The sequence below is a fragment of the Phyllobacterium bourgognense genome (genome assembly GCF_003337575.1).
In the GTDB taxonomy this organism is placed as follows: Bacteria; Pseudomonadota; Alphaproteobacteria; order Rhizobiales; family Rhizobiaceae; genus Phyllobacterium; species Phyllobacterium bourgognense.
In genome coordinates, this window is sequence record NZ_QPJM01000030.1 from 19017 (window position 1) to 28987 (window position 9971).

Below are 9971 nucleotides of genomic sequence, written 5' to 3' on the forward strand. Positions count from 1 at the left end.
ACTCCCATTGCCGATGTTTCTAAAGTTTCAGTGCCAAATTCCTCGCATTGTTGATGTGCACTGCTATCGCATCCATTGCCGTCTGCGGGTCGCGGGTCTCGATCGCCGTCAGGATCGCCAGATGTTCGCGCATGACCGGGACGACGCGGCCGGTGATGCGGAAACGCTCCTGGTTGATCAGGCGCATCTTGATCGCATTGATCCGGTAGGCCCTGCCGATGATCCCGTTCTCGAGAGAATCGATTATCGTTTCATGCAGGTTCCAGTCGATCGTCTGCGCGCGCAATTCGAGCTCGGGCGTCTCCTTGCCCTGCAGCGCCTCCTCTAGTGTGTCTTCATGCTCCTTGCGCAGCCGGGCCAACAGTTCATCGGATGCCGAAACGCAGAAGAGGGCAACCGCTTCCTTTTCCATGAACAGGCGAAACTGGAAGGCTTCGCGGATCAGATTGAGATCGATATGCGCAATCTGGATGCCACGCTGCGGAATCGTCTTGACCAGCCCCTCGGCTTCGAGGCGAGGCACGAGTTCGCGGATGGCTCCAAGCGGCATACCGGTCATTGCAACAAGCTGGCGCTGCGACACGAATTGCCCGGGATTGATATCACGAGCCAGAAGGTGCTCCGTGAAGCTCGCATAAGCTTTCTCTCGCAGTCTTACCGGCTCGTTACCATCATCCATGCCCGTCCTCCCGACTCGTACCGCTTCCCCCATTATTACGCGGCAGCTGCCACAAACAAGCGGCCGAAGATGCTGGTCAGCCGTTTGTAGTCCAAATCCGTCAACGCCTGCAGTGGCGCACGTGCCCGGCGCCATCCATCATCTCCGGCATGGTAGGCGACCAAAGCCTTTACCGCCGGCGTGACGGGAAATTTCAAGAGCTCGTTGACCGCCTCGATCATTGCCGGATCGTCGCGGCCTTCATTGACCATTGGCAAAAGACGGTCCGCATAGAGATTTGCCATGCCGGAAATGGCGCCCTGCCCGCCAAGGCGAACGCCGGCGGAAAGTGAACGCTCGTCACCGATAAGAATTGCCAGATCCTTGTGCTTTGCCAGCAGCTTTTCGGTGAAGGGCCAGTTCCCCGATGAGTCTTTCACACCGGAGACGATTTTCGGGAAAGCTTCCCGCAGACGGGTGACAAGTTCGACCGAAATTTCGACGGCGGTAACGGAAGGGATATTGTAAAGGATGATGTCTCTCGCCCGCGCACCGATCTCTGTAAACACCGACGAAAACCAGACGAAGAGTCCATCGTCGCTGACATTCTTGAAATAGGACGGAGGAGCGAGCAATACGCCACGGCAACCCGCGTCGAGCGCATGGCGCGATTGGACCGCCGCGTCGATATAAGAGTTGGCCATGACGCCGACCACAATCTGCTTCGGCTCGATGCCAGCGTCGAGAAACGCCTGGATAACGACTCCCCGCTCCTCATCACCGATAGAAGAACCCTCGCCTGTCGTTCCGAATAGTGTCACGCTGCTGCAGCCGCTGCTCAGGCAGTGCCGGGCGTGCTCGACAGCTTTCGGTACATCGATATGCATCTCGGCATCAAATGGCGTGGCCAGCGCGGCGGACAGCCCAAATCGTTCCCGAGACACTTGCTTCTCCCATGTCGTTTACGACTAAAGACCTACTAACATGTCAGTCAAAAGTCAATAAGAACGCACTGACTTTTTACAATGAGATTTTCAATCCTCTTGGGGCTGGGCGAGAAGCGCGTCGACTTCGGATTTCGCCGGCGCGCCGTCCCTGCCGCCAAAGCGGGAACATTTGATCGCAGCGGCAGCGCTGGCGAAGCGCATGATCTGATACATCGGATAACTCCGCGCCAGGCCAAAAGCGAATGCGCCGTGAAAAACGTCGCCGGCCGCAAGCGTGTCCACGACATCCACGGGAAAGGCCGGCATGTGACGGACTTCGCCTTCCAGATCATCGTACCAGAAGGAACCCTTCTCACCCCCGGTCACGGCAATGAAGTCGCCGTCGCGGCCATACAGCGCTGCTAGGGCAACGGCCGCCCGTTCCGGATCACTTTCACCGGTCACCTTCTCCGCCGCGGGCTCGGAAGCGACTATGTGAGAAGCAAGCGGCATCAGCATTTCCAGTGTCTCGAGCGAAGCGGTATCGGCGTCGAGAACGCCGTGGACGCCAGCTTGCCGCGCCGCCTTGAGCGCTTGCGCGGCGGCAAGCGGCCAGCGTACATCGGTCATCACGACATCGTAGGTGCCATCGGCGATGGGCGGCATTGTCTCCGATGCAGACAGAAGCGTCGGATCGTAGTAAGGCACGATCATCCGTTCACCCACGGCATCGACGAAGATGGTCGAGAAGGCGGAACGTGCGCCTTCAATGCGCCGGACATGGGAACAGTCCACGCCCTCGGCAGTCAGTTCCTCAATGACCCGCCGCCCGATATCATCCGGCCCGACGGACGCCCAGAGCGAGACATCGCCGCCTAGGCGAGCGATGCTTGCGGCGGCGCTCGATGCCATGCCTGCGGCAATCTCCATTGCTTCAAGCGGAATGAATTTGCCGGGACCCGGCGGCAATCGGTCGAGGCGGAAAATCGTATCCATGGTCAGCGCCCCGACACAGAGGATCCGCGGTGGTGTATTGGTCGCCATGGTGAACTCTCGCCAGAACTTGGAAACGGAAATCTATGTGAGGGTCTTATCTTCTCAAGACGCCCCATGGCAATTGCCCGGCGAAAATTGTCGGTGGCTGGACTCTAAGAGCCCGTTTGGAAAGTCGCTGCGGCGAGACATATGGCGTGGTTTTCGAGCACCGGAGCGCAGCGTACATTTAGTACGTGAGCACTGTAAGCACAGAAAATCGCGTCAGATGACCGCCGCAGTAGATTTTCAGGCGACCTGGTGATTGGCGATACGTTCGAGCGCCTTCACCAAGCCGGAATGATCGAGACCACTATCGCCGTTTGCGGCACAGCTGTTGAACAATTCCTGCGTCGAGGCGGTGTTAGGCAGTGAAACGCCCAGTGTTTTGGCACTTTGCAGCGCCAGATTGAGGTCTTTCTGGTGCAGCGATATGCGGAAACCGGGATCAAAAGTCCGCTTGATCATACGCTCGCCATGCAGTTCCAGAATGCGGGAAGAGGCAAAGCCACCCATCAGGGCTTCGCGTACCCGAGCCGGGTCGGCACCGGCCTTCGACGCCAATACCAGTGCCTCCGATATGGCTTCGATGGTCAGCGCAACGATGATCTGATTGGCAACCTTTGTCACCTGACCGTCACCGCAATCGCCGACCAAGGTTATGTTTTTGCCCAGCAATTTGAAGAGTGGCAAGGCGCGGTCGAAGGCGCTTTGCTCGCCGCCCGCCATGATACTGAGCGTCGCATTCTTGGCGCCAACCTCGCCGCCGGACACCGGCGCATCGATATATTCGCTGCCGGTTTCGCGGATCTTCTTTGCGAACTCCTTGGTATCGATCGGCGAGATCGAGCTCATGTCGATGACGAGCTTGCCAGGCGTCAGGCCGAAGACCACGCCATTCTCGCCGAAGAGAACGTCCTTTACCTCCGGTGTATCCGGCAGCATCAGGATAATGATGTCCGTCCTTTCGGCCAGAGCCTTCGGGCTCTCGACAATCTTCAGGCCATTGTCGATAAGCTCTGGTTTCGGCTCAATAAAGAACTTCGACGTGTAAAGCTCGTGCCCGGCGTCCTGCAAATGGCGCGCCATGGGTGTTCCCATGATACCAAGCCCGATAAAACCTATGTCCGCCATGTGGTCAGCTCCTCATCCTGATAATATCCGCGTGCTTTTGCGTTGTTGAAGCTTCATTCAACCAGGCAAGGCCGCGTTGCGTTTCTGTTTTTGGTTTGTATTCGCAGCCGATCCAGCCATTATAGCCGGCTTGGCCCAAAGCTTTGAAAACGAAGGGATAATTGATCTCCCCGGTACCGGGCTCATTGCGGCCCGGATTGTCGGCAAGCTGGACATGCGCGATCAATTCCTTGTGGCGCTCATAGGTGGCAACAAGTTCGCCACGTGTCCGCTGCTGGTGGTAGAGATCGTACTGAATGAACAGATTATCGCTGCCGACCTCTTCGATAATCGAAGCCGCCTGCTCTACCGTGTTCAGGTAGAACCCCGGAATATCGTAAGTGTTGATCGGTTCGATCAAAAGTCGAACATCGTATTTTGCAAGCTCGTGTGCGGCGATCCTCAGATTATGGACGAAGGTCGAACGCAGGACATCATCGTTCAGTCCCCCCGGTGTAATACCTGCAAGGCAGTTGACCTGCTTGCAGCCGAGCGCCGTCGCATAGTCGATTGCCATGACCACGCCACGCCGGAACTCGTCGATACGGTCGGGCAGCACGGCAATGCCGCGCTCACCCGCTCCCCAGTTGCCGGCAGGCAGATTGTGCAACACCTGAACAAGCCCGTTGTCGGAGAGTTCCTGCTTCAGTTCCGCGGCGTTGTAGTCGTAGGGAAAGAGGTATTCCACCGCCTCAAATCCGGCTTCGCTCGCGAGCGCAAAGCGCTCAAGAAATGGCACCTCATTGAAAAGCATCGTTAAATTGGCTGCAAATTTCGGCATTTCATCCTCCTCAGTCGAGATACGCAGCAACAGCAGTTGGCGCATCTTCGGGCCGCTCTGCGAGTTCCTCGAACTCGACGACCGCGTTGATATCCATGCCCATTGCAATGTTGGTGACGCGTTCCAGAATGACTTCGATGACCACCGGCACCTGATGTTCATCCATCAGCGCCTTCGCATCTTCGAACGCTTCCGTGAACTGGTTAGGGCTGCGAACGCGGATGGCCTTGCAGCCGAGCCCTTCGGCGACAGCGACATGGTCAACGCCATAGCCCTTCTCCGCATCGCCGGATGCGTTGATGTTGTCGAAGGCCAGACTGACCTCGAAATCCATGTCGAAGCCACGCTGCGCCTGGCGGATCAAGCCGAGATAGGAATTGTTCACGACGACATGCAGGTATGGCAGTTTATGCTGCGCCCCGACCGCAAGTTCCTCGATCATGAACTGGAAGTCATAATCGCCTGAGAGAGCAACGATCGGGCGGTGCGGATCGGCAGCACGCACGCCGAGCGCCGCCGGCAAGGTCCAGCCGAGCGGACCGGCCTGTCCACAATTGATCCAGTTTCGCGGTTTATAGACATTCAGGAACTGCGCCCCCGCGATCTGGCTGAGCCCGATCGTCGTCACGTAGCAGGCGTCGCGGCCGAACGCCTTGTTCATCTCTTCGTAAACGCGTTGCGGCTTCAACGGCACCTGATCGAAATGCGTCTTGCGCAGCATCGTCCGCTTGCGCTCCTGGCATTCCTCCGCCCATTTCGACCAATCACGCAGTTTGCCGGCGGTCTTCCACTCGGTCGCAACATCCAGAAAAAGCTTCAGCGCCTTTCCAGCGTCGGACACGATGCCGAAATCCGGCGCGAAGACCCGGCCGATCTGCGTCGGCTCGATATCGACATGGACGAACTTTCTTCCCTCTGTGTAAGTCGCGACATTGCCTGTGTGGCGGTTGGCCCAGCGATTGCCAATTCCGAGCACGAAATCCGAGGCCAGCATCGTCGCATTGCCGTAGCGGTGCGAGGTCTGCAGGCCGCACATTCCGGCCATCAGCCGGTGATCGTCGGGGATCGTCCCCCAGCCCATCAATGTGGGAATAACCGGTACCCCGGTGATCTCGGCAAACTCGACCAACAGGTCGGAAGCATCGGCATTGATGATACCACCGCCGGCAACGATCAGCGGGCGCTCGGCCGCGTTGAGCATCGTCAGCGCCTTTTCCACCTGCGCCCGCGTCGCGGCGGGCTTGTAGGGCTCCAGCGGCTCATAGGTGTCGGGATCGAATTCGATTTCTGCCAGCTGCACGTCGACCGGCAGATCGATCAGCACCGGACCCGGGCGGCCCGAGCGCATGATATGGAAAGCCTTCTGAAAGACATAGGGAACAAGGCCCGGCTCCATCACCGTTACCGCCCATTTGGTCACCGGCTTGGCAATCGATGCGATGTCGACGGCCTGAAAGTCTTCCTTGTCGAGTCGGGCGCGCGGCGCCTGCCCCGTGATGCACAGGATCGGGATGGAATCGGCGGAGGCCGAATAAAGGCCGGTGATCATATCTGTTCCGGCCGGGCCGGAGGTGCCGATACAGACGCCGATATTGCCCGCGTCAGCGCGGGTATAACCCTCGGCCATATGTGAGGCGCCCTCGACATGGCGCGCCAGGATGTGACGGACCGTGCCGCGCACCCGCAGCGCCGAATAAAACGGATTGATCGCCGCGCCCGGAACACCAAAGGCGCAATCGATCCCTTCCTTCTCCAGGATACGAACTGCCGCATCAACGGCACGCATTTTTGTCATGATCATTCCTCCAGATTTTGTGGAATTGTAACCCATAATTCGTATCTTTCAACACATAATGGAAATTATTCTCATTCTATGGAAATAATGACTTTCAATAAAACTGGATAAATCCGCTTCGCCGGTCTATGGCTGGATCGTGCCAGGGGATGGAACAAGGGAGCGATTGTGTCTGTTATCGAACCGGTCAAAGGCAAAAGGGGTCGCAAGGCTGCAGCGGACGCGGCGCCATCTTCGGTGCAGGTCCTCGACAGGAGCTTGAAACTTCTCGCTATCATCGCCGACAATGACGGCTCGGCGCTCTCCGAGCTTGCCGATCAGACCGGCCTTGCACCTTCGACCATCCATCGCCTGCTGACGTCGCTGCAAAACCACGGCATGGTCGCCCATGATCCGGAAACAGGCGACTGGACTATCGGGGTCGAGGCTTTCGCGATCGGTAATGCGTTCCTGCGCTTCCGCAAGCTTGGCACGATCAGCCGCCGTTTCCTGAAGCGGCTGATGGAGGAATGCGGCGAAACCGCGAATATCGGCATTGAGGATGACGGCGATGTTGTGTTCATTTCACAGGTCGAAAGCCATGCGCCGATGCGTGCCTTTTACCGGCCCGGGCGGCGCGGGCCCATTCATGCCTCTGGCATTGGCAAGGCTATCCTTTCGACGTGGTCGGACGCCGAAATTGGCCGGACCGTTGGCGGCAAGCAACTTGCCCATTTCACCGATCACACGCTGGACACGCTTCCGGCGCTCCTGAAGAACATTCAGGAGATACGCTCGCGCGGCTGGTCGATTGATGATGAGGAACATACCCTCGGCATGCGCTGCATCGCGGCGCCGATCTTCAACGAGCATGGCGAGGCAATCGCTGGAATGTCTATTTCAGGGCCGGCAGTGCGGTTACCGAAGGAAAAACTGATCGTGCTCGGCCCGGTTATACGCGACGCTGCCGACGAGCTGACAAGGGCCATGGGCGGCAAGCGGCCGGAAGAGCTTTAGGGCAGCCGTAGTGGCTCTGAATTTCACGATACCGTGACTGCTTTTTTCCGAACATTTGCGCTGGCATAGTGGCGGGCGATAACAGCGCAAACGATCAGCTGTATCTGGTGGAAAAGCATTATTGGCAGGATAATGCTGCCGAGAGCCTGCCCCGCAAACAGCACGTTGGCGATGGGAACGCCGCTTGCAAGACTTTTCTTTGACCCGCAAAAGGTGATCGCGATCTCGTCGGGCCTGGAGAAGCCGAGCAAACGGCTGCCAAACATCGTGACCATGAGCACGACCGCCAAAATTGCGCTATCGATCGCCAGTAGAATGCCCAGATCGTGCAAGGACGTCGTCTGCCACAATCCTTGATTTACGGACGCGCTGAACGCCGAATAAACGACCATGAGAATTGATCCACGGTCGACCGGCATGAGAATTTTGTTCTTGCTTCTGATGAAATTACCGATCCACGGCTGCAGGATCTGGCCCAGCAGGAACGGCGCAAGCAATTGCAGAAAGATAGACTGCAGTGCGTCGAGAGAGAAACCGGCATGTCCGCTGGCCGTGAGCAGAACGCCGGCCAGCAATGGGGTAAGGAACATCCCGAATATGTTCGATGCCGAGGCAGCGCAGATTGCGGCCGAAACGTTGCCGCCTGCTATCGATGTAAACGCGATGGAAGACTGTACCGTGGAGGGCAAGACACAAAGAAAGATTATCCCGGTGTACAGGGATGGCGACAAGATTTCGGGAACCAGAAAGCTTGTGGTCAACCCCAATAATGGGAACAGGACAAATGTGGCTGCCAGAATAACTATATGCAATTTCCAGTGAAGAAGACCTGCCACGACGACGTCGCGCGACAGCCTTGCACCATGCAGGAAGAAGAGAAGTCCGATCGCAAACTTTGTTGCCAATCCAAAGTAGTCCGCCGCGATGCCACCTATCGGCAGGAATGAAGCGAAAACCACCGTCGATACAAGCAACAGGGTGAAGGTATCCGGTAGAAAACGTGACTTCATCTATGATTCCGAAACGGCTTTTTCACAGGGCGATGGCGAGCACCCAGAATGCAGTGGAAGAGGCCCCCAATGATATAGGACATCTATCATGATCCACGCTGCGGTGTTTTGCCACCTATTGCCGGCAGGATTGACATTCGGGAATTTCTTGGGATTATGTATACCACAAATGAAAAGGACGGATGCCTGTGGCGCTGTCTGCCTGTCGGTCCACTCACATGGCCGGAGCAAATGACAAAAACCAGATCCCTGACGATCAATGGGGGCGGAACGATCCAAAAAGGGCGAGCAGGAGGAAATTAAATGAAGATCTGCATTTACGGCGCCGGCGCGATCGGTGGTTACATGGCAGTGATGCTCAAGCGCGGCGGCGCTGACGTTTCCATCGTCGCCAGAGGTGCGCATCTCGACGCGATCCGGCAAAACGGATTGAAACTCCTGGTGGACGGCACGGAAATCATCGAGCGCATGCCGGCTACGAGCAAGCCGGGCGAGCTGGGTGTTCAGGATTATGTGATCGTCACGCTCAAAGCGCATCAGGCGTGGCAGGTTGCCGAGGACATGACGCCGCTTCTGGGCAAGGACACCGCAGTGGTGACGGCCCAGAACGGGCTTCCCTGGTGGTATTTTCATGGCCTCCATCCGAGCGTGGCCGATCTCAGGCTGCAGAGCGTCGACCCGGATAACCGTCAGTGGAACGCGATTGGACCCGAGAGGGTCATCGGCGCCACGGTCTATCCCGCAACGGAAATCAGTGGTCCCGGCGTCATCAAGCACATTTACGGCAATCAGTTTGGCCTCGGTGAGCCGGATTGCAGCAACAGCGAACGGGTTAGCCGGTTGGCAGCTGTAATGGAGGCTGGCGGTTTGAAGACACGTTTCTATGACGACATCCGCAATGACATCTGGGTCAAGCTTTGGGGCAATCTTTGCTTCAATCCGATTTCTGCCTTGACGGGTGCGACGCTCGACATCGTCGCCACCGACCCGGGTACGCGGACCCTCGCGCGAAATATGATGCTCGAGGCCCAAGCAATCGGCGAAAAGTTCGGCGCGACCTTCCGGGTCGATGTCGAGCGCCGCATCGACGGCGCTGCGGGCGTTGGCGCGCACCGCACGTCCATGCTGCAGGATGTCGACAAGGGCCGTGCGATCGAACTCGACGCCCTTTTGACATCCGTGCAGGAGATGGGCCGGCTTTGCGATGTGGATACACCCTTTATCGACAGCGTGCTTGCACTTGCCCAGCAGATGGGGCGTGTAAGGGGGCTCTACCCAACCTTCCCCGAAGTGGTGGAGGCCAAGCTTGTCATGGCCTCGTGAATCCACTCGCCGTTTTCAAAGAAAGTTTGGACAAAACTTGCTCTTGGGGCTGCTGAGATTCGCGCTATGACGCGACGAAAATGGTGGTTTTCGAGCACTGGAGCGCAGCGTACTTCAAGGTACGTGAGCACCGGAGCGCAAAGAAACGCCATTTGCAGGCCGTCAGAGCGTGAATATCAACAGCCTTTGTTGTGTTTAACTTGCTTGGGGGTGAGAGCTTGGCTCAGACACTGTTCATACCGAAAGAGATCGACGAGCCGCGGGTTGGCGGTTCGCC

9 protein-coding genes are annotated in these 9971 nt (G+C 57.6%); 2 read left to right on the forward strand and 7 right to left on the reverse strand.

Annotation, left to right across the window (positions count from 1 at the left end; translation table 11 throughout):
* Positions 1–19: 19 nt before the first annotated feature.
* From C7476_RS26065 to gcl, 6 genes are all read right to left on the reverse strand, one after another.
* On the reverse strand, positions 20–679 hold the full coding sequence (locus C7476_RS26065; protein WP_114432834.1) for a GntR family transcriptional regulator: 660 nt from the start codon (positions 677–679) through the stop codon (positions 20–22).
* 35 nt (positions 680–714) lie between these two features.
* A complete protein-coding gene (locus C7476_RS26070; protein ID WP_281032747.1) occupies positions 715–1602 on the reverse strand; it encodes a dihydrodipicolinate synthase family protein in 888 nt (295 codons plus the stop codon).
* 90 nt (positions 1603–1692) lie between these two features.
* The gene (locus C7476_RS26075) at positions 1693–2628 is read right to left on the reverse strand and encodes a PfkB family carbohydrate kinase (RefSeq protein WP_114432835.1); all 936 of its coding nucleotides are present in this window, start codon (positions 2626–2628) and stop codon (positions 1693–1695) included.
* 237 nt (positions 2629–2865) lie between these two features.
* Positions 2866–3750: a 2-hydroxy-3-oxopropionate reductase gene (locus tag C7476_RS26080; protein WP_114432836.1), complete on the reverse strand. Its 885-nt coding sequence runs from the start codon at positions 3748–3750 to the stop codon at positions 2866–2868.
* A 4-nt stretch (positions 3751–3754) separates the two neighbouring features.
* Entirely contained in the window at positions 3755–4570 is an 816-nt protein-coding gene (hyi, locus tag C7476_RS26085; protein WP_114432845.1) for a hydroxypyruvate isomerase, read from the reverse strand.
* A gap of 10 nt (positions 4571–4580) precedes the next feature.
* The gene (gene gcl / locus C7476_RS26090; protein ID WP_114432846.1) at positions 4581–6365 is read right to left on the reverse strand and encodes a glyoxylate carboligase; all 1785 of its coding nucleotides are present in this window, start codon (positions 6363–6365) and stop codon (positions 4581–4583) included.
* A gap of 177 nt (positions 6366–6542) precedes the next feature.
* Between gcl and C7476_RS26095 the strand changes: the two genes are divergently transcribed.
* Positions 6543–7361 carry an IclR family transcriptional regulator gene (locus C7476_RS26095; protein WP_114432847.1) on the forward strand — a complete coding sequence of 273 codons (819 nt, stop codon included), beginning with the start codon at positions 6543–6545 and terminating at the stop codon, positions 7359–7361.
* 23 nt (positions 7362–7384) lie between these two features.
* On the opposite strand, the gene C7476_RS26100 is transcribed toward C7476_RS26095, so the two are convergent.
* Entirely contained in the window at positions 7385–8371 is a 987-nt protein-coding gene (locus tag C7476_RS26100) for a bile acid:sodium symporter family protein (protein ID WP_114432837.1), read from the reverse strand.
* A gap of 303 nt (positions 8372–8674) precedes the next feature.
* On the opposite strand from C7476_RS26100, the gene C7476_RS26105 reads away from it, so the two are divergent.
* Positions 8675–9694: a 2-dehydropantoate 2-reductase gene (locus C7476_RS26105; protein ID WP_114432838.1), complete on the forward strand. Its 1020-nt coding sequence runs from the start codon at positions 8675–8677 to the stop codon at positions 9692–9694.
* The last annotated feature ends 277 nt before the right edge of the window (positions 9695–9971 follow it).